Annotated in this window: 22 protein-coding genes and 1 pseudogene; 17 read left to right on the top strand and 6 right to left on the bottom strand. The window is 36.8% G+C overall.

The features are described from left to right. The first annotated feature begins 175 nt into the window (after nt 1-175). Together KHA96_RS06235 and KHA96_RS06230 are read left to right on the top strand one after the other, a co-directional pair. The gene (locus KHA96_RS06235) at nt 176-1,930 is read left to right on the top strand and encodes an ABC transporter ATP-binding protein (RefSeq protein ID WP_213128384.1); all 1,755 of its coding nucleotides are present in this window, start codon (nt 176-178) and stop codon (nt 1,928-1,930) included. 7 nt (nt 1,931-1,937) lie between these two features. Further along, nucleotides 1,938-3,764, top strand: coding sequence for an ABC transporter ATP-binding protein (locus tag KHA96_RS06230; RefSeq protein WP_213128383.1), 1,827 nt, complete (start codon nt 1,938-1,940; stop codon nt 3,762-3,764). Between the two features lie 694 nt (nt 3,765-4,458). On the opposite strand, the gene fdhD is transcribed toward KHA96_RS06230, so the two are convergent. Together fdhD and KHA96_RS06220 are read right to left on the bottom strand one after the other, a co-directional pair. Further along, nucleotides 4,459-5,280 carry a formate dehydrogenase accessory sulfurtransferase FdhD gene (gene fdhD / locus KHA96_RS06225; protein WP_213128382.1) on the bottom strand — a complete coding sequence of 274 codons (822 nt, stop codon included), beginning with the start codon at nt 5,278-5,280 and terminating at the stop codon, nt 4,459-4,461. A 12-nt stretch (nt 5,281-5,292) separates the two neighbouring features. Then, on the bottom strand, nt 5,293-7,644 hold the full coding sequence (locus KHA96_RS06220) for an FdhF/YdeP family oxidoreductase (RefSeq protein WP_213128381.1): 2,352 nt from the start codon (nt 7,642-7,644) through the stop codon (nt 5,293-5,295). 157 nt (nt 7,645-7,801) lie between these two features. Here KHA96_RS06220 and KHA96_RS06215 point away from each other — a divergent pair, with 157 nt between their 5' ends. From KHA96_RS06215 to KHA96_RS06180, 8 genes are all read left to right on the top strand, one after another. Next, entirely contained in the window at nt 7,802-8,953 is a 1,152-nt protein-coding gene (locus KHA96_RS06215; protein WP_213128380.1) for an MFS transporter, read from the top strand. Between the two features lie 88 nt (nt 8,954-9,041). Continuing rightward, nucleotides 9,042-9,899, top strand: a complete 858-nt coding sequence (locus KHA96_RS06210) for a CvfB family protein (protein WP_349305691.1) — start codon at nt 9,042-9,044, stop codon at nt 9,897-9,899. Nucleotides 9,900-10,248: 349 nt separating this feature from the next. Further along, complete coding sequence (locus KHA96_RS06205; RefSeq protein WP_213128378.1) at nt 10,249-10,596, top strand: lmo0954 family membrane protein; 348 nt, start codon at nt 10,249-10,251, stop codon at nt 10,594-10,596. Between the two features lie 27 nt (nt 10,597-10,623). Beyond that, nucleotides 10,624-11,286, top strand: a complete 663-nt coding sequence (locus KHA96_RS06200; protein WP_213128377.1) for a PspA/IM30 family protein — start codon at nt 10,624-10,626, stop codon at nt 11,284-11,286. Nucleotides 11,287-11,364: 78 nt separating this feature from the next. Further along, the gene (gene liaF, locus KHA96_RS06195) at nt 11,365-12,081 is read left to right on the top strand and encodes a cell wall-active antibiotics response protein LiaF (protein ID WP_213128376.1); all 717 of its coding nucleotides are present in this window, start codon (nt 11,365-11,367) and stop codon (nt 12,079-12,081) included. Then, on the top strand, nt 12,078-13,103 hold the full coding sequence (locus KHA96_RS06190) for a sensor histidine kinase (RefSeq protein ID WP_213128375.1): 1,026 nt from the start codon (nt 12,078-12,080) through the stop codon (nt 13,101-13,103). Before liaF ends, KHA96_RS06190 begins: the two co-directional genes overlap by 4 nt. Nucleotides 13,104-13,119: 16 nt before the next feature. Next, nucleotides 13,120-13,758, top strand: coding sequence for a response regulator (locus KHA96_RS06185; RefSeq protein ID WP_213128374.1), 639 nt, complete (start codon nt 13,120-13,122; stop codon nt 13,756-13,758). A 29-nt stretch (nt 13,759-13,787) separates the two neighbouring features. Then, complete coding sequence (locus KHA96_RS06180) at nt 13,788-14,447, top strand: potassium channel family protein (protein ID WP_213128373.1); 660 nt, start codon at nt 13,788-13,790, stop codon at nt 14,445-14,447. A 468-nt stretch (nt 14,448-14,915) separates the two neighbouring features. On the opposite strand, the pseudogene KHA96_RS06170 reads toward KHA96_RS06180, so the two are convergent. The 3 genes and pseudogenes from KHA96_RS06170 to KHA96_RS06160 form a co-directional block, all read right to left on the bottom strand. Continuing rightward, nucleotides 14,916-15,419 (bottom strand): annotated as a pseudogene (locus KHA96_RS06170) (transposase); the annotation flags it as partial. A gap of 377 nt (nt 15,420-15,796) precedes the next feature. After that, entirely contained in the window at nt 15,797-17,464 is a 1,668-nt protein-coding gene (rnjA, locus tag KHA96_RS06165) for a ribonuclease J1 (RefSeq protein WP_213128372.1), read from the bottom strand. After that, nucleotides 17,461-17,679: a DNA-dependent RNA polymerase subunit epsilon gene (locus tag KHA96_RS06160; protein ID WP_213128371.1), complete on the bottom strand. Its 219-nt coding sequence runs from the start codon at nt 17,677-17,679 to the stop codon at nt 17,461-17,463. The genes rnjA and KHA96_RS06160 overlap by 4 nt, the downstream gene beginning before the upstream one ends. 391 nt (nt 17,680-18,070) lie before the next feature. Between KHA96_RS06160 and KHA96_RS06155 the strand changes: the two genes are divergently transcribed. Continuing rightward, the gene (locus KHA96_RS06155; protein ID WP_213128370.1) at nt 18,071-18,865 is read left to right on the top strand and encodes a Cof-type HAD-IIB family hydrolase; all 795 of its coding nucleotides are present in this window, start codon (nt 18,071-18,073) and stop codon (nt 18,863-18,865) included. 38 nt (nt 18,866-18,903) lie between these two features. On the opposite strand, the gene def is transcribed toward KHA96_RS06155, so the two are convergent. Continuing rightward, on the bottom strand, nt 18,904-19,458 hold the full coding sequence (gene def, locus KHA96_RS06150) for a peptide deformylase (RefSeq protein ID WP_213128369.1): 555 nt from the start codon (nt 19,456-19,458) through the stop codon (nt 18,904-18,906). Nucleotides 19,459-19,599: 141 nt separating this feature from the next. On the opposite strand from def, the gene KHA96_RS06145 reads away from it, so the two are divergent. From KHA96_RS06145 to KHA96_RS06120, 6 genes are all read left to right on the top strand, one after another. Further along, nucleotides 19,600-20,250 (top strand): YkyA family protein, encoded by a 651-nt coding sequence (locus KHA96_RS06145; protein ID WP_213128368.1) that lies wholly within the window; start codon nt 19,600-19,602, stop codon nt 20,248-20,250. Nucleotides 20,251-20,652: 402 nt separating this feature from the next. Further along, entirely contained in the window at nt 20,653-21,768 is a 1,116-nt protein-coding gene (gene pdhA / locus KHA96_RS06140) for a pyruvate dehydrogenase (acetyl-transferring) E1 component subunit alpha (protein WP_213128367.1), read from the top strand. A 3-nt stretch (nt 21,769-21,771) separates the two neighbouring features. After that, nucleotides 21,772-22,749, top strand: a complete 978-nt coding sequence (locus KHA96_RS06135) for an alpha-ketoacid dehydrogenase subunit beta (protein ID WP_213128366.1) — start codon at nt 21,772-21,774, stop codon at nt 22,747-22,749. 49 nt (nt 22,750-22,798) lie between these two features. Further along, complete coding sequence (locus KHA96_RS06130; RefSeq protein WP_249315384.1) at nt 22,799-24,115, top strand: dihydrolipoamide acetyltransferase family protein; 1,317 nt, start codon at nt 22,799-22,801, stop codon at nt 24,113-24,115. A 4-nt stretch (nt 24,116-24,119) separates the two neighbouring features. Further along, nucleotides 24,120-25,532, top strand: coding sequence for a dihydrolipoyl dehydrogenase (lpdA, locus tag KHA96_RS06125; protein WP_213128364.1), 1,413 nt, complete (start codon nt 24,120-24,122; stop codon nt 25,530-25,532). Between the two features lie 139 nt (nt 25,533-25,671). Beyond that, the gene (locus KHA96_RS06120; protein ID WP_213128363.1) at nt 25,672-25,914 is read left to right on the top strand and encodes a hypothetical protein; all 243 of its coding nucleotides are present in this window, start codon (nt 25,672-25,674) and stop codon (nt 25,912-25,914) included. Nucleotides 25,915-25,959 lie beyond the last annotated feature (45 nt).

The following is a 25,959-nucleotide window of genomic DNA, read 5'->3' as shown; positions in this document are numbered from 1 at the left end:
TTGCGTTATAATGTTGTATGTGAAGAAATAATATAAGTATCATCTTCAGACTTTTGGAGTAGAATGTTTCCGAAATTGGGAGGAAGGGTGAAAAAGTTTGAAAAAATAGTGGAAAAATATTTCGGAAGCCGATATATTAGTTATTACGGCCAATTGCCACAGGGGAGGGAATTGTATGGAAACATTAAAGAAGTTAAGGCAATATTACTGGCCATACAAACAATACTTTTTCATTTCAATGTTCTTTTTGCTATTTGTGACGGCAATAACAGTTATTTATCCGATCATTCTTCAGCTAACGATTGATGAAGTAGTATTGAAAGGTCAGTACAGCTGGATAGTACCATTAACATTTAGTTTTTTAGGGATTATGATTATTAAAGGAATTGTAACCTTTATCCAACAATATACTGGAGAAATATTTGGGATTAAATCCGTATACAGTTTACGTAACGCATTATATGAGAAATTGCAGTTTTTGCCTTTTCGTTATTATGATAATGCAAAAACGGGTGATCTAATGTCACGTTTAACTGCAGACGTTGAATCGTTCCGCTTCTTTTTATCGTTTGGATTTTCAGAATTATTCCGCTTTATTTTAATGTTAACGGTTGCTTTTGGGGTCATGTTCTATTATTCTGTTCCACTTACACTTGCAACGATGATATCTCTGCCTTTTTTGTTTTTTGTAGTATATAAGTTTGATAGGGCAGTTCATCCAGCTTTTCGTGGAATTCGAAAATCATTTGGTAAACTAAATACAAATGTTCAAGAAAATATTTCAGGTATTAACACGGTAAAATCATTGTCTAGGGAAGAGTTTCAAACAGGAAAGTTTAACAATTCCAATGCAGATTACAAAGATAACATGATTTCTACTTCTAATATTTGGGCTAAGTATTTCCCTTTGATGGAGTTTCTTGGAAACGTTTGTGTTGTCGCTTTGCTTTCTTTTGGGGGTTATCTAGTCATAGAAGGGTCACTTAAACCTGGTGAACTTGTAGCTTTTTATAGTTTAGTAGGATATATTTTATGGCCGATTATGAGTCTAGGATTTACAATTAATATGTTTTCGCAATCGAAGGCTTCTGGGGAAAGGCTACTAGAGATTTTAGAAGCAAAAGAAGATATTGTTGATAAAGAAAATGCTTTTGCTCCTAGCCGTTTAAAAGGTGAAGTCGAATTTAAAAATGTAACCCTTAGATATGCAGGTGATGATAATTCTGCATTGAAGGATATTAGCTTTAAAGCTGAACCTGGAAAGATAATTGGTCTTGTAGGTTCTACGGGTTCGGGTAAAACAAGTATTACACAATTGATTACTAGATTTTATGAGCCGGAGTCTGGTGAAGTATTAATCGACGGCAAAAATGTAAATGAGTACGCTTTAAAATCACTTCGCAGCAATATTGGATTTGTAATGCAAGAAAGCTTTCTTTTCTCTTCCACAATCAAAGCGAATATTGCATATGGAAGACCTGATGCAACGATGGATGAAATCATTGATGCTGCCAAAAGGGCGGATGCACATAGTTTTATTACAGAGTTGCCTGATGGATATGATACGGTACTAGGTGAACGTGGGATGGGATTATCCGGTGGACAGAAGCAAAGAATTGCCATTGCAAGGTCTATTTGTCTTGATCCCAGCATTTTAATTCTCGATGATGCGACTAGTGCTGTAGACATGGAAACGGAATTTAAAATCCAAGGTGCGATGAGAGAAGTAATGAAGGGGAGAACAACCTTTATTATTGCCCACCGTATTTCTTCATTGAAGCATGCGGATGAAATTCTTGTATTGGAAGATGGTAAAATTGTAGAAAGAGGCACTCATGATCAATTAATTCATAATGGCGGTCAATACGAGCGCGTCTACAAAATCCAATTCCAAGACCAAAGGGCAATTTTGCAAGGCCAGAGAGGGTGAGTCTAGGATGGAAAAAACAAAAAAAATTAATCCACTCGTATTAGAACGTTTTCGCTATTCATCTGAACAATTAATTGATAAACCATTTAACTGGAAGCAAATGGGGAGGCTCTTTGAATATTTAAAGCCATATTCAAAGAACTTATTGCCTGCATCTATTGTTACTGTGCTAATTACAACTGCTGTAAGGTTAATTATTCCGATTTTAATTGGGGTATATGCTCTCGATAAAGCGATTAAACAGGAAAAAAATCTTTCATACTTAATGTGGATTGTCGCGATTATTGCCTTCCTTTTCGTATTATCATACGTTGCTAATATTTATCGGATAAAGTGGAGCAATGAATTAGGTCAAAAAGTAATATATGATTTGCGTAAACATGTGTTTACTCACGTACAAGGACTGTCCCATTCATTTTTTGATCAAAGATCAGCGGGTTCGATTCTTGTAAGGATCATGAATGATACGAATTCATTGCAGGATTTGTTTACGAATGGTGTTATCAATATATTTATGGATATGTTAATGCTTGCAGGCGTTATCGTCATTTTATTTACATTAAGTCCGCAACTGACATTGGCAGTATTGGTTATTTTGCCGTTAATGTTCTTAATTTCTACGACTTTGCGTAAAAGCATTCGTAGATCATGGCAGTTTATGAGAATCAAGCAATCAAAATTGAATTCGCATTTGAATGAAAGTATTCAAGGAATTCGAGTTACACAAAGCTTTACCCAAGAAAAAGAAAATATGGCATTTTTTGATGGCGTCAATTATGAGAATTACGAGGCTTGGCAAATTGCTACGAAAAAAAGTGCCTTTTTCCGTCCTTTAGTTGAATTGACGAACGCAATTGGTACGGGTGTGCTAATTTGGTACGGTGCACATTTAATCCAAGCTGATTCATTATCACTAGGACAATTCGTTTCTTTTGCTTTTTACTTAGGAATGTTTTGGGAGCCTATTTCAAGGATTGGGCAATTGTACAATCAACTTTTAATGGCGATGGCTTCATCTGAACGTATTTTTGAATATTTGGATGAACGTCCAATCGTCCATGAGAAGAAAAATCCAATTGAGCTTAAGGATATTGCTGGACACATTGAATTTGACAATGTTGAATTTTCCTATGACGATAAGAGAAAAGCATTAAAAGGAATTTCATTAGAAATGCTACCAGGACAAACAATCGCTTTAGTTGGTCATACGGGTTCAGGAAAATCTACTATTGCAAACTTGATTACACGTTTCTATGATCCAACTGGTGGATCAGTGAAAATTGATGGACATGATTTGAAAAATGTTTCATTACAAAGTTTACGTCATCAAATAAGTGTGGTTCTTCAAGATACATTTATCTTCTCAGGAACCATTATTGAGAATATTCGTTTTGGAAATCCTTCAGCTACGGATGAACAAGTAAAAGCGGCAGCGCGTGCTATTGGCGCAGATAAATTTATTGAAAACCTCCCAATGGGTTTTGACACGGAAGTTGAAGAACGTGGAAATATTTTATCTGTTGGGGAAAGACAGCTTCTTTCATTTGCAAGAGCTTTGCTTGCGGACCCTCGAATCATTATTCTCGATGAGGCTACTGCAAGTATTGATACGGAAACAGAAATTCAAATTCAACATGCTTTAAAGACATTGCTAAAAGGAAGAACATCCATCATTATTGCCCATAGGTTATCTACTATTCGAGATGCTGATAAAATATTTGTTTTGGAACAAGGAAATATCATTGAAGAAGGTAACCATGATCAGCTAATAGCTCATAGAGGCGAGTACTATCGTCTAATTGAAGCACAATTTAAAGTAATGGATGCAATTTAATAAAATAGGAAGTGCACTGAAAAAGAGTGTTAAAACTTAGCAGTTGATTTACTTTCCAGGCGGCTTCGCTTTTCGCGGGCGTGCCGGGGAGCCTCCTCGGCGCCTTAGCCCTGTGGGGTCTCCCCATACCAGTACTCCCGCAGGAGTCTTCGCCGCCTTCCACTCCAATCAACAGATTTCTTTCCTTGGGCTGCCAAATTTTAAAAGGTATAATTCCTTGTTATAAAGGGAACTATACCTTTTTTTGCTGTACAACTATATTATTCATATTAAAACGGGTGCGAAATATAATTCATAATCAACAGTCAATGATTTTTAATCCGTATGTGGCAATTTCCAATTTAGTATCCTTCTTTTTTTGGGTAGTAAAAGTCCCTAGTCATACACTAAGGGACTTTTACCACAATGTATATTATACAAAACAGCTAAGAAACATAAGTTTTATATTTAATTTTAAGTTGTATGCAGGAAGATTTATTATAATTTTTAGCAGACGTCCGTTGATTGTAGCGGAAGGCGGCGACTCTTGGGGGATTAGGATTAGCGTGACAGGTGTGAGATCCCGCAGGAGCGTAGCGACGAGAAAGCTCACCGCACGCCCCCCGGAAAGCGTCCGCCTGAAGCGGAAATCAACAGTATCCAATGAAAATCCTTTCTTATAAGGATTTTTTTTGATCCTACATATGAGGCATTTTTATTCTTTCATTTCTGTACATGAAAGATTTTCTGCTTCAATTATCCGCTCTGGGTGGGAATAAATATTAAGCTTTTGCTTTCTGACAAATCCAATGACCGTTATTCCGAGATCGTTTGCCAATTCAATTCCAAGAGTGGTTGGGGCCGACTTTGATATTAAAATTCCTACACCGATTTTCGAAATTTTTAATACAACTTCTGAGGAAATTCTCCCGCTAAAAATAATAACCTTATCTTTTACAGAAAACTTATTTTGTAAAATATGACCATATAGCTTATCAAGTGCATTATGTCTTCCGATATCAGAATAGCTAAACAGGATATTGTCATTTGTACAAAGGGCTGCATTATGAACCCCGCCTGTTTGTTGGAAATCGATTGAATCTTCCTGTAATTGATTCATTAATTTAAAGCAGTCATGAATAGACATCAGATGGTTAGTCAAAATAGTTTTAGCTGTATTGGCATCATTGTAAAAATAAAATTGCCTGCTTTTTCCACAACATGAACCGATCATTCGCTTTGAGAAAAATTCTTTATTGGTCGATTGTTTTATTTTTAGATGCACATAGGCAAACCCACGATTTTCATCAATATCGATGGAAAGAATTTGACCTGGATGTCTTATCATTCCTTCTGAAGCAAGAAAGCCAATAACAAGTTCTTGCAAATTCGTAGGACTGCAAACAATCGTAGCGAACTCTTCATCATCTACATAAATAGTAATCGGATATTCCATAGCTGCTATATCGATGGTTTCGAATAAATTATCGCTATCATATTTTATTATTTTTAGCTGGCCCTTCATATGATTGTTCATCGAATCGCCTTCTTAACTAATGTCCTGTTCAAGGTCTTCAATCCTTTTTTCCACATACTTTGTATCTTTTTGTGAAAGGTATAAATCAGCTTTTTCAACTGTTACACTAGCATTATATTCGGGGATTCCTGCGTATTTTTCATAAACTCCCTTTGGAATTAAGACATTCCCTTCTGGCCAGTAAACTGAAATATTACCTCTTTTAGTATCAGCGTATTTTGCCTTCCCTTGAAATGTGCCGTATTTGTTATGAAGCACAATGGCCTCTTTATCTATTATTCCAAGAGCTCTTGCATCTTCAGGATGTATGAGCACATCAAAACGATCTGCATCATTAAAAGGATCTGTTTCACTGTAAATCATTGAATTAAACTGTTTTCCGCGTCTAGTCGTCAAATAAAATTGACCTTCAGGCTTTCTTACATCAGGCAATTCAATTGGAATTAAATTTGCTTTTCCGTCGGCAGTAGGGCATATCCCATCTTCACAAAGCCAAGCACCGCCCCATTGAAAAACATCGCCGCGATCTTTTAAATGTTGGATTCCATCATAATTAGGATTAGCACCGGCAATTTCAGAACGAATTTGTTCAGCGTTATTAAAATTAAATAAATGTTTTTGTTCAGGTTTTACGAGTCCCGCTAATTCTACATAAATCTCCCATTCAGAGCGTGCTTCCTCGATACGAGGACCTTTTATTTCTGGTGAAAAGTAAACCATACGTTCAGTTGAAGTGGAAGTGCCGCCACCGCGCTGTTCATATCTCGTCATAGCAGGGAGAACAATAACTTCTTCTTTTGCATCTACAAGGGTAGAACTATTCAGGATAATATCTTGATGAATACGAACATCTATATTCTGTAAACATTTTTCAATAAAATGGGGGTCAGGCATTGTTTCTAAAAAATTTCCTCCTGAAGTGTAAAAGACTTTCATTTTGCGTTCATGATCTTCTGGGAGCATGGCATTCTCTAAGGAAACTCCTACTATATCCCCTTGCCATTTGGGAATTTCAAAGTGCCATAGCTTTTCAAGACGATCAATATTGACTTGATCAAATTCTCCTCCTGGAAGGGAAAAGGGATCTGCTCCCATTTCACCAGAGCCTTGAACTCCAGAATGTCCACGGATCGGCATGACTCCACAATATTTCCGCCCGATAAATCCTCTTAAAATAGCTAAATTAGCTACTTGCGAAATATTATCGGTTCCAAAGCGATGCTGGGTTAGTCCCATTGACCAAACAAATACACCACTCTTGGCATTAGCAAGAAGAGTTGCAAACTCCAACATTCTTTCTGTTGAAATTCCGGAAGATTCTTCAAGGTCTTTCCAATTTAATTTTTCTACATGCTCTCGTAAACTATTTAAGCCATTAGCATGGTTACGAATAAAATCATTGTCTACCGCTGACCCAGGTCGTTCTTTTTCCATTTCAAACCAATGTTTAATGACACCATTCATGAAAGCAATATCTCCACCAATATTTACTTGGTAGAAATCATCAGCAATTCTTGTGCCAAATAAAGCGGAATCTGGGATGGAAGGGACCCAATAACCATCCATTGCCGGCTCTCTGTATGGATTAATACAAATGATTTTAGTTCCCTTTCTTTTTGCCGCGTACATATACTTTGTGGAGACAGGCTGGTTATTTGCTGCAACTGAACCCCAAAAAATGAGGACGTCTGTTCCAATCCAATCTTGGTAATTGCAGCTGGAAGCGCCAATCCCAAGGGATCTTTTTAAGGCAGTTTTACTCGGTGAATGGCAAATTCGGGAAGCGTTGTCAATATTGTTCGTACCTAAAAATCTAGCCAGTTTTCCGCCAGTATAAAAAACCTCATTTGTAATTCCTCTTGCGGTCAAGAAAAAAGCTAATTGCTTAGGATCAATCATTTGGATCTTACTTGCGATTTTATTTAGCGCTTCATCCCATGTAATTCTTTGAAACTTTCTTTCCCCTGGTTTCCTGGACAAGGGATACGGTATTCTTCCTAATTTTCGCAAGTCTTTACTCTTCATTTTCCGCAGCTCATTAATATCACTATGCAAAATTTCTTCATCTATGGCAGGCATCGTGTTTAAACGCAAGACGTTAAGCCTTGTCGTACAAAGATGAGGTCCTTTTAACGTTTGGTCATTTAGTCCAGAAACACCAAGGGCGCAGCCATCGCAAACGCCTTGTGTAAGAATGCGATACGCATAAGGGAGATTATCACGATTTTCCATTACGACTTTCATTGTGTCGCGAATATGTTTTGGCTTAACCTTGCCAAGACCAAATGGGATCGGACTGACCCAATGTTTTGGATCTGGAGTTTTAGGTAGTTTCATAGGTCCAGGATGCTTAGTTTTCCCCATTAAAATCATCCTTTCATTTTTGTAGCTAATTTTCAAAAGATTGTATATTATCATTTTATCATAGTCATACGAAAACCATCACCTTATTATTTAAGGCTAAGTTATATCGTGATAGAATTAATAGTAAAAAGTCTATAACTTCTTGGGGGATGCTCGAATGCTGCAATTGTCAATGTTTAACTTTTTTTTCTATTGGGCAATGTCGATTATTAATGCTTTTTTTCCGTTGTTATTTCGCTATAAGGGGTTGAGCCCGGGGGAAATTGGGATTGTATTGGCTGTCGGACCTGTCGTAGCAATCTTTTCACAGCCTCTTTGGGGAATTATTTCAGATAAAAAGAAAACAGTAAAAAATATCATTCTTCTTTTATTGGCAGCTACTTTGATCATCGGTTTGGCTATATTTTTTAGTCCAACTATGTTACTTTTAATTATTTGTATGCTCGTATTCCATTTTTTTATGTCGCCTATTCAACCATTACTTGATAGTTTGTCAACGACGTTTGCAAAAGAAAATGGGATCAGCTATGGATCCATCCGTGTATGGGGTTCCATAGGCTTTGCAACTGCATCGTTTATTATCGGGTATATCATTGGGAAAATTGGCATTCAATATTTATGGATTATATACACGATAATTATAGTTGGTATTTTTTTCATAGCGTTAAAGCTTTCAGATTCAAAGGCTCCTAGAAAAGCAGTTACAAAAGAAGGCTTTTCAAAAGCATTTCGAAATCCACAGTTTCTGATTTTTTTAATTGCTGTTTTATTTATTGCGATACCCCATCGAATGAATGATGGTATGTTGGCTTTATATCTGAAATCGTTGGGGGCGCCTGAAGGACTGATAGGCTTAGCTTGGACTTTTTCTGCTTTAAGCGAAGCACCGGTCGTAGGCATCATGTATATATTAATGAGAAAAATTCCTCTTTTAGTACTTATTAGCATAGCGGGGTGTTTTTACACCGTTCGCTGGTTTTTATATAGCCTGCTTTCAGAGCCAATCTTGCTCGTATCTTCACAGGCGATGCATAGTGTGACATTCGCTATTTTTATGGTTGCGTCCCTTCAATATATTGCTTCGATCATCCCGAGGGAAATGATTGCAACTGGCCAAACAGCTTATTTTGCGACCTTTAATGGTCTTGCTCCTATCATAGGAAGTTCAGTTGGCGGTTACATAATGGAACATTTTGGTGGAGACTATATGTATAGAATGGGTTCATTTTCGGCTTTAATTGGAACATTCATCGTGGCTGTTTTATTTTTGAAGGAGAGGAAAGCTCAAAATGAAAAGCAATATGCATAATCATGGAGTAATTCTTTTGTTTTGTCCCTTTTAAATGATATAATTTTTTCCATTACTATAGGATTCATTGAAAGCAGGGGATTATAAGGTGGAAGCCGGAACAGTAGTGACACTTCGAGTCGCTAGGGAAGTGCCATTTGGATTTTTTTTAACAGATGGAGAAGAAGATGTTTTATTGCATCTTACAGAAGTAAAAGAATCAATAACCGTTGACGAGGAAATTGAAGTATTTTTATATCAGGACCATGAAGGAAGGCTATCTGCAACATTAACGATCCCAACTGTGCAAATGGGGCAGTATGATTGGGTAGAGGTTGTTGAAGTAAAAAAGAACTTAGGTGTTTTCGTAAATATCGGATTAAAGAAGGATATTCTTGTTTCAATGGATGATTTACCCGCTCTTTTTTCATTATGGCCAACAGTTGGGGACAAGCTTTATTGTTCATTAAAAGTAGATAATAAGCAGCGATTGTACGGAAAGCTTGGAACGGAAGAGGTAATGAGACAATTAGCCATTCCAGCTGATCCTAGTGTTTTTAATAAAAATGTGAAAGGGACAGTGTACAGGTTGCTTCTTGCAGGGTCTTTTATTATCACGGAAGAAGAGTATATGGGCTTTATCCATGAAAGTGAAAGAAAGGAAGAACCGCGTCTTGGCCAAGAAGTAGAGGGGCGGATCATCGACGTTAAAGAAGATGGCACAATCAACGTCTCTTTACTACCTAGAACACATGAACAAATCGATGATGACGCGAATATAATCTTTGAGTATTTACAAGGACGCGGAGGTTCTATGCCATACTGGGACAAAAGTTTACCTGAAGATATTCAAAAACGATTCAATATGAGCAAAGGTGCTTTTAAAAGAGCCCTTGGAAAACTAATGAAAGAAGAAAAGATCGTTCAAGAGGACGGCTGGACACATTTTAAAAATAAGGAAAAATGATGGATGCGAATTGACGCATCCTATTTTTTTATTAATTTAAAGGTTGATCTTTAAAGCTGTCACTAAGTTGATTGGAGCGAAAGGTGCGAGACTCCTGGTCGATTAAAGTCAACCACGTTCTGTGGCCAACGTCGACACTAGGACGTCCTGTCCGTTGCGGGGAGTTTCCGGAAGCTCCCGAACTCCCTGCGGAAAGAGAGCGCCTGGAGCGGAAAGCAACGTTCATATAGAAAGGTTATTTCATAAAATCAGCCTCTAGACCGAGAAAAAAATCAAGCTCTAGCTGGTTAATGGTTCTTTAATTTTCCATTAAAGTTAAGTCATAGAGAACGGAAGGAGGAAAAAAGTAATGAAAAAGTTTTTATTAATTACAGCTGCTGTTATATTGGCGATTATCGCACTATCCAGCATAGGTCACATTGTGGGGTTGGCAATCAGCTTATTTATAGTTTACTTTTCTTATAAGCAATTTATGGAAACAAATTCAACTGTAGGAAAAGTCATTTGGGCCGTAATTGGATTGATTGGTTTTTCAGGTCTATTAGGAAGTCTTCCAGCTTTAGCGGGAATTGCTGCGGTTTATATCCTTTATACAGGATATAAAAATTGGGATAGAAAAAAAGAATCGGCTCCCATCGTAAACGATGAAGATCCATTCGTGGGCTTTGAACGCGAATGGGAAAAATTAAAAAAATAAAAATAAATGAAGTGAGGGAACAAGATCATGACAAACTTTTTTGAAAAAATGAAACAGTCCATTGTAGAGGATTTCCAAGGTGTAGCAGAAATAAAAGTTAAGCAAAACCCGATTGCACTTCTAAACAAATATGTTCGTGACAGTGAAAAAGAAGTTGAGAAGGCAGGGAAATTAGTAGAGAGACAAAGATTGCTAAAGAATGAGTTTTATAAAGAATGGCAGCTTGCAAATACACTTGCAAATAAACGTAAAGAACAAAGAGATCTTGCAATTCAAGCTGGTGAAGAGACATTGGCAGAGACTGCACTTCTTTACCAAGCACAGGCAGAACAGCAAGCAGAACGACTAGAACTTGCATATGAAACAGCTATTATGCAATTGTCTGAATTAGAGCAGAAATACGAGGAAATGAAATTAAAGGTAAAGGATATGCATATTAAAAGACTAGAACTAATGGGTAAGGAAAATGTCCTTTCGATGAAAGAGAAAATGAATAAGTTATTAAGTGAATCTGAATTTGGAAATGCAGCTGAAAATTTTGAAACTGTAGAATCCGACATGAAGCAAAAAGAAACAAATTTTGATGATGAATATGAAATTACGATTTTCGATGCAAAGATTCAAAAGCTAGCAAAAGAACTAAATAATGCAGAAAAACAAAAACAGATACAAGAAAACGTGGTACAATAACAGTGTTTAAGAAAGGCGTTGTATGTCGCCTTTCTTTCCACTTTCATAATGGGTTTTAGAGAAAGGAGGAGGAATAAAATGAAAAAAATGAGCAAAACGAGTCTAATTGGCTGGTTTATGTTAATTTCTGCCATTGGGATGGGATTTGAAATTCTCTTTAATTGGCAGCTTTTTATCCCTCTAGTAATTGGCTGTTTTCTATTATATACAGCAAGGAATTCTCGTAAAAAAAGCAATGTTCGTTTGATTTTTGGTTTATTTTTAATTGCAATTCCGATTCTTTCTTCTACTTTTCTGAAATTTTTTATATTCGTAATCGCCATCTATGGATTAATTGAGTACTCAAAAACTAAAAAGCAAGCTCACAAAATAGTTGTTCAAACAATTGAACCAGAGCCTAAATCGTCAATATTAAAGAAAAAACAGCCCTTTATTAAAAACATATTTCTAGGAAGTCAAAAAATAGTGAATGAAGTTTTTGAATGGGATGATATAAATATTCAATGCGGACTTGGTGATACAATAGTCGATTTAGGAATGACAATGCTCCCACCAGGTGAAAGCACAGTCGTGATCAGAAGCTTTATTGGAAATGTCCAATTGCTTATTCCTTTTGATGCTTCTGTCGTTGTGAATCATTCAGCCATAAGTGGAAAATTGAAAGTGTTTAACGAAGAGACGGACATTTTTAATTCTAATATCATTTATCACCCAGATAGTAATGAAAAAGCCGTTCGTACAATAAAGATCATCACGAATGTTGTGATAGGCAATGTTGAGGTGAGGCGAATATGAGAATACAAATCACATTCTCAATTTACTTTGCTTCAGCTGCCTTTATCACATCTATTTTTGTTGGTTTATCGCTCATTTTTTTAATTGAGGCCGATTGGTATTCTGCGCTGCTCAAAGAAAGTATATTTTTATTGCCTAATGGAATATTTATTTTACTCATATGTATTATATTTGGAGCAGTAACGGGGTGGATCATTGGATATTCTGTGCATCAGAAAAGTGATGAGGTTGCCGCTAGTTTATTAGAAATTGAACAGGGGAATTACGAGCTCAAACATGAAAAAAGAAAGCAACATGATGATTTTTTAATTATATGGCATAGAATAGAAGGAATTTCACGTCGTCTAAAGGAACAAGCAATTGTACAACAAAAATTGGCTAACGAAAAAGTGGAATGGAATAACCAATTAAAAGAAGAAGTATTGACTAAGGAAAGAAATAGACTTGCACGTGAATTACATGATTCTGTAAGTCAACAATTATTTGCCGCGACTATGCTTTTATCGGCAATTAATCAAAATCCGGATCCAACGAGCGAGACAGCCGTAAAACAGCGAAAACTTGTCGAAGGAATTATTAATGAAGCTCAATCTGAAATGAGAGCTTTGCTTCTACATCTTAGACCAGTTCAACTTGATGGGAAAAGCTTGAAATCCGGAATAGAAGAGCTTCTTTCCGAACTAACTTCTAAGTTGCCTTTAGAGGTAATTTGGAATATTCAAGATGTAGCATTGGATAAAGGTGTGGAAGATCATTTATTCCGGATTGTTCAAGAAGCTGTTTCGAATACTTTGCGACATGCAAAGGCAAGCTTGCTGGAAGTGAATTTAAAACAAATTAATCAAGTCGTATTTTTAAAAGTAATGGATAATGGCAAAGGATTTGATGTGGATAATACCAAATCAGGTTCATATGGTTTAACGAATATTAAAGAAAGAGCTGCAGAAATTGGTGGAAGTGTAAAAATGATTAGTATTCTTGGAAAAGGGTCTAATATTGAAGTGAAAATACCAATTTATTAAAAAGAGGATGAGGAGTATGATTAAGGTACTACTTGTGGATGATCATGAAATGGTCCGCATTGGAGTTTCAGCTTATCTTTCGATTCAAACGGATATCGAGGTAATAGGGGAAGCTGAGAATGGTTCAAAAGGAGCGGAAATGGCATTAGCATTGCGGCCGGATATCATCCTGATGGACCTCGTAATGGATGTAATGGACGGGATAGAAGCAACTCAAGCGATTATTAAGGAATGGCCGGATGCAAAAATTATTGTTGTTACTAGCTTTTTAGATGATGAAAAGGTGTATCCTGCATTAGAAGCTGGAGCGACAAGTTACATATTAAAAACATCGACTGCCAGTGAAATAGCAGATGCAGTAAGAGCAACTTATAAAGGCCAATCTGTTCTTGAACCTGAAGTGACAGGAAAAATGATGGCAAAAATGAAGGAAAGAAATAAGCCTCAGCTCCATGAAAATTTAACGAATCGAGAATATGAAATATTACTGCTAATTGCAGAAGGCAAAACGAATCAAGAAATTGCTGAAGAATTATTTATTGGATTAAAAACTGTTAAAACTCATGTAAGCAATATTTTAAGCAAGCTTGAAATACAGGATCGAACACAAGCTGCGATTTATGCTTTTAAAAATCAACTCGTTAATCAATCATGATCATCATTTAAATAAACGGAGGAATTACGTTGAAAAAACAATTTGCTGTTATCGGACTTGGACGCTTTGGAGGGAGCATATGCCGTGAACTTGCGGAGCAAGGAATGGAAGTTCTGGCAATGGATAAAAATGAAGATCGCGTCAATGAATTTGCCTCCATTGCTACTCATGCCGTCATTGCAGATACAACAGATGAAAATATATTAAAGAGCCTGGGCATACGAAACTTTGATCATGTTATTGTGGCAATTGGTGAAGATATCCAATCGAGCATTTTAACTACGCTTATGCTGAAAGAAATAGGAGTAAATCATATTACGGTTAAAGCTCAAAACGATTATCACGAAAAAGTGCTTTTGAAAATTGGGGCAGATTATGTTGTCCATCCTGAAAGGGATATGGGAAGACGTATTGCTCATTATATCGTCTCCAATAATATTTTGGATTACCTAGAATTATCAGATGAATATAGTATAGTGGAAATAAAAGTAAATGATCTGCTTGCCGGCCATTCATTAGTTGAACTTGACGTAAGGGCAAAATACGGCCTAAATATCGTTGCCATTAAAAGAGGACCTGAGATCATTGTTTCTCCACAAGCAGACGATCCACTTAAAAAAGATGATATCCTTATCGTAATTGGTGCAGACAGTGATATTAACCGCTTTGAAAAGAAAGTGATGGAATAAACAAAAGCGGAAGCGCCTGTTTAGCGACGTACAAACTTTTATAGTAAAGGAAACGCTGTGTGCCAGAAAGGCAAAAAGGCATCTATAGCTGGACGAAGAAATATAACATGAAAGAAATTATACATAGTATTAATATTTTTCAAATCAGAGTAATAAAAAAGGACCGGGGAAATTTGTGAGGGCACTGAAAAACCTTCGGTTTTTCGAGAATTTCTAAAACACTACAAAAAAAGACGACTTTAAAATTCTTAAAAATGAATTTTAAGTCGTCTTTTTTATTCATTGAGGCTATTTTTCACCCCTATTTTTGATCTATTAGTTTCAATATTCTTTTTAAATTTACAGTGAATATTGCCATTGCACCTTGCAATTGCATACCAACTAGACCCGAGGAATTTGCAACATTGTACCCGTGTCTGTGTTTTAATTCGCTATTTTTCGCTTCTATTTTATATCGTTTTTTCGAAACTTGTTTTTCATAGATTCATCTATCTGATAAATAGCTTTTCTTAACTTTTTAGAACGGTCCATCAGTATTTCTTTTGGTGTCATTTGATTGTAGCGAGCTTTCGTATGGGTAGCATCCACGATAATAGATTTACTCTTGATGATTTCCTTTTCAATGGCAATTTCAACAGTTTTATTGATAAGTAGATCCAGAAGGTTTACATCTTTTAAACGGAGTTTTCGAAACTTGGTTAAAGAACTTGGCTCGATTACTGGCTCCTCCGGAGTCATGTGAAGGAAATACTTAAAAGACATATCGTATTTCGAACGGTCAACAATATCAACTTCAGACAAGTCATGGATAGTCTTTAACAATAAGTATTTAAACATGCGAATAGGGTCGATTGCATTCCGACCATTATCATGACAATATTTATCTTTAAGTTCATCATAAACAAAAGAGAAATCAACCAGATCGTTAAGTTTACGTAGTAGATTATCCTTCGGAACAACTAAATCATAAATACCAAATTAAGGACTGAGAGTCATTGATTGTTGTTTTTGAATCATAGTACCCACCCATTTGAAATTGATACTATAATTATACAGCAAAAAAGGCATAATCCCCTTAATAGTTGGGGATTATGCCTTTTTTAAAATTATCCAAAGTAAAGGACTCAGTTGATTGGAGTGGAAGGCGGCGCAGACTCCTGTGGGAGTACGGGACAGGGGAGACCCCGCAGGCGCTTCAGCGCCGAGGAGGCTCTCCGAACCGCCCGCGGAAAGCGAAGCCGCCTGGAACGGAAATCAACAGCTAAGTTTTAACACAATCCTAAATTTAGGGGGCTTTTTCAGTGCCCTCGAAATTTGTACCGGTCTTTTTACATTTATTACTCTCTATTTCACACTTCCATAATGATCGGCAAAATCATCGGTTTGCGTTTTGTTTTTTCATATAAAAATGGGGTTAATGTATCAGTGATTTCATTCTTTATTTCTGACCATTGTGTTGTTTTTCGATCCATGATTTTATTTAAATGCTTACTAATCATTCTTTGGGCTTCATTAATCAAATCTCCAGATTCGCGCATATATACAAATCCTCGCGAAATGATATCCGGCCCTGCAGCAATTGTATGATTTTCCATATCTATTGAAACAACAACGATGACTAAACCTTCTTCAGAAAGAATTCTTCTATCACGCAATACAATATTTCCAATATCTCCAATTCCACTTCCATCAATGTACACATTTCCAGAAGGAATCTTTCCTGCAATTTCTGCAGTTTGATCAGTTAACGCAAGTACATCGCCATTATCCATAATAAAGCAATTTTCTTCAAGGACATCACACTCAATGGCTAGCTGAGCATGTGTCTTTTGCATACGAAATTCACCGTGAATCGGCATGAAAAATTTAGGTTTCATTAGCCTAAGCATTAATTTTTGTTCTTGCTGTCCACCGTGGCCGGACGTATGAATATCGTTTAAGGATCCTGAAATAACATCGGCACCAGCACGGTACAATAAATTGATTGTACGATTAACGCTGATTGTATTTCCTGGGATCGGAGATGAAGAGAAAACGACCGTATCACCTGGTTGTATTTGGATTTGGCGATGAGTCCCATTCGCAATTCTTGATAATGCTGCCATCGGTTCACCTTGACTCCCTGTACAAAGAATAGTCACTTTATTGGCAGGAAGACGGTTCAACTGTTGGGTTGATATAAATGTATCTTTTGGAGCGCGAATATATCCTAGTTCTTGTCCAATTTCAATTGCGGCATCCATACTGCGGCCGAATACAGCTATTTTTCTTCCATTTGCTACTGCTGCATCCGTTACTTGCTGAAGACGATGAATATTTGATGCGAAGGTAGCAAATATGACTCGTCCATCTACTTTGCGGAAAATATCATGAATGCTATCTCCTACACGTCTTTCAGACATGGTAAAATGAGGAACTTCCGCATTTGTACTATCTGATAACAGACAAAGAACACCTTCTTTTCCTATTTCCGCCATTTTCGTCAAGTTGGCAGGTTCTCCAACTGGGGTAAAATCAAATTTAAAATCACCTGTATGAACAATGTTTCCAGGTGGTGTTTTTACGACAATGCCGTATGAATCGGGAATACTATGAGTCGTACGGAAAAAAGAAACGGATGTTTTTCTAAATTTAATAACATCATCTTCTTTTATTTCAAAAAACTTTGTTTGTCGCAAAAGACCATGCTCTTCCAACTTGTTTTTAATAAGGCCTGTCGCCAATTTTCCCGCATAAATAGGAATATTTACTTGGCGAAGCAAATAAGGGATGCCGCCAATGTGATCTTCATGTCCATGTGTGACAAATAGACCTTTTATTTTATCAGCATTTTTAACAATATAAGTATAATCCGGAATAACATAATCAATCCCAAGCAGTTCATCCTCTGGGAATTTGATGCCAGCGTCAATCAAGATGATCTCATCTTGAAATTGAACAGCGTATGTGTTTTTTCCTATTTCGCCTAGTCCGCCGAGAGCAAATACTGCAGTTTGGTCATTTTTTACAAATTTCATAGTGGTACATTCTCCTGTAGTTTAAAATGCTCACTTTGCTTCTCATAATCAAGATATGAGCCTTCCAGCAATTGAACAAATTCAATGTTGATTTGTTGCTCTTTAAGTAATTTGCGAATGGCGCGTTCATTGTCCGCTTCGATATACATGGATTTCGTTTTTTCGCGAACTGGTATTTCATTTTTGCTATCTTGATAATAAACTTTAAAAATCATCATAATCTCTCCTTAACTCCGTTGTCATAATTTATAATAAAAAAACATTAGCTTTTTTAGACACAATAAACTTTTTTAATGAATTCAAGAACCTTCAATTGAAAATAGCCTATTATAAAGAATAAGCCCTCCGAAAAAAACAGAGGGATCTTAATTGTTGATTAAGCAATTGTTTTTTTTCTAAGTAAATCTTTCCACCGTTTCAAAAGCTTTTTTCTCAGCTTATTAAACATTGTGGATCACTCCTTAATTTCTATTTTAACCGATACTGGTCCAAAGTAAAAGCAACTTGCAAATAGAAAATGTAAATTTGTGCATATTAATCGGTTTTATTATATGCTTTTTATGTACTCTCTATCATGAATAGAAGAATCAGACGAGGAGATATGATATGAAAAAAATAGTTTTCTTTGATATTGATGGAACATTGCTAGACGATAAAAAAAATCTTCCGGCTTCTACTAAAGCAGCTATAAAGACGTTGCAAGAGAAAGGAGTTTATACAGCTCTTGCTACAGGAAGGGCGCCATTTATGGTCACTACATTGTTAAAAGAATTGGATATGGAATCATATGTAAGTTTTAATGGTCAATATGTTGTATTTGGAAATGAAGTAGTGTATACAAATCCTTTGGACTCCCTTAAATTAAAAAAATTAATACAGGTAGCAGAAAAACATCAACATCACTTAGTATTTTTGAATGAGTCTACATTAAAATCCAATGTAGAATTTGATAGCCGAGTGAAAGAAAGTCTCGGCACACTTAAAATGGTCCATCCTGAATATGATCCGAATTTCTTCGAAAAAACGAATATTTATCAAGCTCTTCTTTTCGCAAAAGAAGGTGAAGATGGTTATTTAATAGACTTTGAAAATAACCTTACTTTTATTAGATGGCATGAGGAGTCATTAGATGTTGTTCCAAAAGGAGGATCAAAGGCTGAAGGAATAAAGAAGTTGATTGCAAGGCTAGGGTTTGAATTGCAGAATACATATGCATTTGGTGATGGCTTGAATGATATCGAGATGCTGCAAACAGTAGGAACGGGAATAGCAATGGGAAATGCGCATGAGGCTGTTAAAATGCACGCCGATTTTATAACAACAAGCGTTGATAACGATGGAATTGTAAATGGATTGATAGAAGTAGGACTGTTGGAAGAAGATTTTGAAACAATAAAATAAAAGGCTGTCAAGATTTGATTTTTCTTGACAGCAAATAATTATCTTTCAACAGGAATGGCCCCTTCTGGAACAAAAAACGGATTACTCCCATCAATATAATCATAAAACATAACGCCGTTTAAATGATCAAGCTCATGTTGGAAAACGATGGCAGGCAGGCCTTTTAATCGTAGTTTTAACTCTTTTCCTTCAATATCGAATCCTTTAAGCGTAATTCTAGCATGGCGTAATACAAATCCAGGGACATTTCGATCTACAGATAAGCAGCCTTCGCCTGAAGTCAAATAAGCTTTTTCTACAGAATGGCTAATAATTTTTGGATTTATCAATGAATAATGATATTTTTTACCGTTTTCATCTTCTACACGTACAGCGAACATTCTTTTTAGGATGTTGATCTGGGGTGCTGCAAGACCTACGCCGCCGCGCAAACTATATTTTTCACTTATTTCGGGGTCTTGGCTGTTTTTTAAGTATTCTTGCATGCTATTTAAAATGTCTACATCCTCTTTTGAAGGAGGTAATGCAACTTCTTTTGCGATTTTCCGTAATATTGGATTATCTTCGCGAACAATATCTTTCATTAGTATCATTTTCATCACTCCTATTTCTAGCAAGCATCTATTTATAAGTAATATAATTTAGCATCAAAATCATCTTATTTTATTTTTTGCATTATTGTCAAATAGACTATATCCCGTTATAGTTAGGATGGAACAGTTAGGAGGATTAAGATGAAAAAAGTACATACGATTGTTTTTATTTTATTATTATCTGTCATTTTATCGGCATGTTCGTCGACAGAAAAGAATATTTATCAAACATTGGAAGAAACAGCTGCTAAGGAAGCCGATTTTGAAAAACAACAAGAGCCACTAAAGAAACTTGAAGCAAACGAAAAAGAATTATTTGATCAAATTATGGACTTAGGTATGAAGGAATTTGATCAAATTTCTAAATTAGCCGATGACGCCCTCACTAATTTGGATCAAAGAGAAGAACATATGAAAAAAGAAAAACAATCACTTGAAGAATCCAAAAAGGAATTTCAGCTTGCATCTGAAGAATTTGATAAAATCAAGGATGAAAAGCTTCAAAAACAAGCTGATGAATTACAAGAATTAATGAATAATCGCTATGAATCGTATGATAAATTATTTTCATCTTATATGAATGGACTCGCCGAAGATAAAAAAATTTATGAAATGATTAAGAATGAGGATTTAAAAATTGAAGATTTACAGGCTCAAATAGAAGCTTCCAATGAAGCTTATGAGAGTGTTTTTGAAGCAAATAGCCAATTTAATGAGCAAACAAAAAAATTCAACGAGGCGAAACTTAAATTCTACAAAGATTCTGGATTAAATATAGAAACAAGTAATTAATTTAGATAAAACAGAGACGGAATTTCCGTTTCTGTTTTTTTATCTTTCTACATCTAATGTATAACAGTTTAGATAAAATTTATTTTTTATAAAACAGATACTTTGTTTAATATGATACAGTTTATTTTTATAGATACAGATATATTCCCGCTCAATGTTAATTCATTGACGAACAAACTGTTTTCATGTACTCTAAATGTGGTGAAACTTTGTATTAATATTTTTTCGAAAAAGATTGGTACAGTTTATTTATTAAGATGGGAAAGTTTTTCTGTTTTTCTTCATGAGAAATGTGGAAAACCTATACTAGTATGTAATCCGGAACATGAATAATCTCCCGCGTTAGGGCAATTTATTATGTCCGACATCAAATATTATGATTAGAAAGGATAGGTGGCTTCAATGGCTTCTAAAACAAAGAAGACACAATTCGATGCTGTGAAAACACTCGAAAATATTGAAGGTCAATTTGAAATGGTTCAGATCTTGAATGAAAAGGGAGAGATCGTGGATGACTCACTTGTTCCCGAACTATCCGATGAGCAACTTACTGAATTAATGCGCCGTATGGTTTATACAAGAATTTTGGACCAGCGCAGTATTTCATTGAATCGACAAGGTCGTCTCGGTTTCTATGCACCAACTGCGGGTCAAGAAGCTTCACAGCTTGCATCACATTTTGCTCTTGAAAAAGAGGATTTTATTTTGCCGGGATATAGAGATGTTCCTCAAATTATTTGGCATGGACTTCCACTATATAAAGCATTTTTATTTTCTCGAGGACATTTTGTAGGAAATCAAATCCCTGAGGGAGTAAATGTAATTCCACCACAAATTATTATCGGTGCACAATATGTTCAAGCTGCAGGTGTAGCTCTTGGATTTAAAAAGAGAGGCAAACAAGCAGTTGCTGTTACATATACCGGTGATGGCGGATCTTCTCAAGGAGATTTTTACGAAGGAATCAACTTTGCGGGTGCCTATAGTGCTCCGGCAATCTTTATCGTGCAAAACAATCAGTTTGCGATATCAACTCCTCGTGAAAAACAAACTGCAGCTACAACGATCGCTCAAAAAGCGATTGCGGCTGGTATTCCGGGAGTACTTGTAGATGGTATGGATCCACTTGCAGTATATACAGTCGTAAAAGAAGCACGTGAAAGAGCAATTAATGGCGGAGGTCCAACATTAATTGAAACAATGTGTTATCGCTATGGTCCCCATACAATGGCTGGAGATGATCCTACTCGTTACCGTACATCTGATACTGATAGCGAATGGGAGAAAAAAGATCCACTTGTGAGATTCCGCAATTACTTAGTAAATAAAGGGATTTGGAATGAAGAAAAAGAAAATGAAATAATTGAGCAAGCGAAAGAGGATATTAAAGAAGCGATTAAAAAAGCTGATGATACACCTAAGCAAAAAGTTACTGATTTAATTTCCAATATGTATGAAGAGCTTCCTAACAATTTGCAGGAACAGTATGAAATTTATAAAGAGAAGGAGTCGAAGTAAGCCATGGCGCAAATGACTATGATTCAAGCTATCACGGATGCGCTTCGCACTGAATTGCGCAACGATGAAAATGTTCTCGTGTTTGGAGAAGACGTCGGGGTCAATGGAGGGGTTTTCCGTGCTACAGAAGGACTGCAGAAAGAATTCGGTGAAGACCGCGTTTTTGATACGCCTCTTGCTGAGTCAGGAATCGGTGGTTTGGCCATTGGATTAACTACACAAGGCTTCCGTCCGGTACCGGAAATTCAGTTCTTCGGATTTTTATTTGAAGTAATGGATTCTGTAAGTGGACAAATGGCTCGTTGGAGATACCGTACAGGTGGAGCGTTCCATGCGCCAATCACTATTCGTTCACCATTTGGAGGAGGAGTTCATACTCCGGAAATGCATGCCGATAGTCTTGAAGGACTAATGGCTCAACAACCGGGTTTAAAAGTGGTAATTCCTTCTACACCATATGATGCTAAAGGACTTTTAATTTCTGCCATTAGAGATAATGACCCTGTTATTTTCCTTGAACATATGAAATTATATCGTTCCTTCCGTCAAGAAGTACCTGAAGAAGAATATACAATTCCTTTAGGAAAAGCGGAGGTTAAGCGTGAAGGTTCGGATTTGACTATCGTTGCCTACGGTGCAATGGTTCATGATTCCCTAAAAGCGGCTGAAGAGCTTGAAAAAGAGGGCCATTCTGTAGAAGTAATTGATCTTCGTACAATAAGCCCGCTTGATATTGATACAATCATTGCATCTGTTGAAAAAACAAATAGAGCAATCGTTGTTCAAGAGGCACAGAAACAAGCAGGGATAGCTGCTCAAGTTGTTGCAGAAATTAATGACCGTGCCATTCTTAGCTTAGAGGCGCCAGTACTCCGAGTTGCAGCGCCGGATACAGTATATCCATTCTCTCAAGCAGAACCTGTGTGGTTGCCTAACCATAAAGATATAATCGAAACTGCAAAGAAAGTATTACAATTTTAAACACTATTATCTTATAGGAGGGTGAATACCAGTGTCATTTCAATTTAGAATGCCAGATATCGGTGAGGGTATCCACGAAGGCGATATAGTAAAGTGGTTTGTAAAACCTGGTGACAAAGTGGCAGAAGATGATGTACTTTGTGAAGTTCAAAATGACAAAGCTGTTGTTGAAATTCCGTCTCCTGTTGCTGGTACTGTTGAGGAAATCCTCGTAGAAGAAGGTACAACAGCTACTGTTGGAGATGTATTGATAAAATTCGACGCACCTGGATATGAAGATCTCCAATTTAAGGGTGATCACGGGGAAGAAAAGACTGAAGCGAATGTCCAATCGACTGCAGAAACTGGACAAGAGATTAAAAAAGAGGAAGTAAAAGCTGAGGAGTCTCAAGAAGCAACAGTGGAAACTACAGGTGCTGGTGCACAGCCTGAATCAGAGCTTGATCCAAATCGCCGTGTAATCGCTATGCCTTCTGTTCGAAAATATGCGAGAGAAAAAGGTGTAGATATTCGCCTAGTATCCGGAACTGGAAAAAATGATCGGATCATGAAAGAAGACATCGACGCGTTCTTAAGCGGTCCATCTGTATCTGAAACAGCTGAAACTAAAACATCTGTACAAGAAGAAACTAAAGCAGCTGCACCAGTGATTCCAGAAGGAGAATATCCTGAAACTCGCGAGAAAATGAGTGGAATCCGTAAAGCAATCGCAAAAGCAATGGTAAATTCAAAACATACAGCTCCACATGTAACATTAATGGATGAAGTAGATGTGGAAAAACTAGTAGCGCATCGCAAAAAGTTCAAGGAAGTAGCAGCAGAAAAAAATATCAAGTTAACTTTCTTGCCTTATGTTGTAAAAGCATTAGTAAGTGCTCTGCGAGAATTCCCAGCACTCAACACATCTATCGATGATGCGAAAGATGTAATCATTCAGAAGCATTATTATAATATCGGAATTGCAGCGGATACTGATAAAGGCTTGTTAGTTCCTGTCGTAAAACGCGCAGATACAAAATCCGTTTTCGCTATTTCTAAGGAAATCAACGAGCTTGCTGATAAAGCACGTAACGGAAAACTTGCACCGAATGAAATGAAAGGTGCTTCATGTACAATTACTAATATTGGATCTGCAGGCGGTCAATGGTTTACACCTGTTATTAATCATCCTGAAGTAGCTATTTTAGGAATTGGCCGTATTGCTGAAAAGCCTGTAGTTCGTAATGGTGAAATAGTAGCTGCACCTGTGTTGGCATTGTCATTAAGCTTTGACCATAGAATTATTGATGGTGCTACCGCACAACATGCACTTAACCAAATTAAACGACTACTTAACGACCCTGAACTTTTATTAATGGAGGCGTAAAACAATGGTAGTAGGAGATTTCCCTATTGAAACAGATACAATCGTCATCGGTGCCGGTCCTGGAGGATACGTTGCCGCCATTCGTGCTGCTCAGCTTGGACAGAAGGTAACAATTGTTGAAAAAGCTGAATTAGGTGGGGTTTGCCTTAATGTCGGTTGTATCCCTTCCAAAGCGCTAATCACAGCTAGCCATCGCTATGAAACAGCAAAACATTCGGACGATATTGGTATTTCTGCTGAAAATGTAACAGTTGATTTTTCTAAAGTACAAAACTGGAAAGGTCAAGTTGTTAACAAACTTACATCAGGTGTTGCTGGATTATTAAAAGGAAATAAAGTAGATATCGTAAAAGGTGAAGCGTATTTTGTTGATGCAAATACATTACGTGTAATGGATGAAACATCTGCCCAAACATATACATTCAAACATGCTATTATCGCAACTGGATCTCGTCCGATTGAGATCCCAACATTCAAATTCTCAGATCGTATTATCAGTTCAACTGGTGCATTAAACCTTCCTGAGATTCCTAAAAAATTAGTGATCATCGGTGGTGGGGTAATTGGTGTGGAACTTGGTACGGCATATGCTAACTTTGGAACTGAAGTAACAATCCTCGAAGGAAGCGGAGAATTATTTGCCGGGGCATTCGAAAAACAAATGTCTTCTGTCGTTGTCCGTAATCTTAAAAACAAGGGTGCGGAAATTGTGACAAATGCAATGGCAAAAGGTGCGGTAGAGAATGAAAACAGTGTTGTTGTCACATACGAAGCGAAAGGTGAAGAACAAACTGTAGAAGCTGATTATGTATTAGTAACAGTTGGTCGTCGTTCAAATACAGATGAATTAGGATTAGAACAGGTCGGCGTTGACATGACAGACCGTGGAGTAATTAAAACGGATAAACAATGTCGTACAAACATTCCTAGCATCTTTGCGATCGGTGATGTTATTGCAGGCCCTCAACTTGCACATAAAGCATCATATGAAGGAAAGATTGCAGCGGAAGCTATTTCTGGTGAACCGTCTGAAATTGATTATTTAGGGATTCCAGCTGTTGTATTCTCGGAACCTGAACTAGCGACTGTTGGATACACTGAGAAGCAAGCAAAAGAAGAAGGCTTAGAAGTTGTGGCGGCTAAATTTCCGTTTGCAGCTAACGGGCGTGCACTTGCGTTAAATAATACAGATGGTTTCTTGAAATTGATTACACGTAAAGAAGATGGATTAGTGGTTGGCGGCCAAATTGCCGGGGCTAGTGCATCTGATATGATTGCGGAAATTGGCCTAGCCATTGAAGCAGGAATGACTGCTGAAGATATTGCGATGACCATCCATGCACATCCAACTTTAGGTGAAATTACGATGGAAGCTGCGGACGTAGCATTAGGAACACCGATTCATATTGTAAAATAATTTTGACAAGAGGCTGTCTCAATGGAAGTTTGACTTACTTTCAAAGGGACGGCCTTTCATTTTCGGTAATGCAAATGCATAAAATCAGTAATACCCATATGGTTTATGTAAAAACATTCCTGAAATGACGGTGATTCAAATGGTAAAAAAATATGTTGCCCTCCTACTGCAGTTAATGATTTGGAGCGGTTTTACTCTTGCTGAGTGGTTTTCAGGCAGAGATCATCTAATATCAAAAGTCTTTTTATTTATTGTGTTTAGCTATCTTGCCATTTTATTAGCAAGCAAAATAGTTGAGTCGAATAAAGATACGTTCATTATTACCATCACAAGTTTATTCACATATGGTTTACTGCATGCAATGCTCTATTTTCTCGTGTGATATACACTTTTTTGGACACTATGATTATTAGAAACTATAATATTT

This window comes from Bacillus sp. FJAT-49711 (assembly GCF_018343715.1).
In the GTDB taxonomy this organism is placed as follows: Bacteria; Bacillota; Bacilli; order Bacillales; family Bacillaceae_C; genus Lederbergia.
This window is presented reverse-complemented; position numbering and strand designations above follow the sequence as displayed.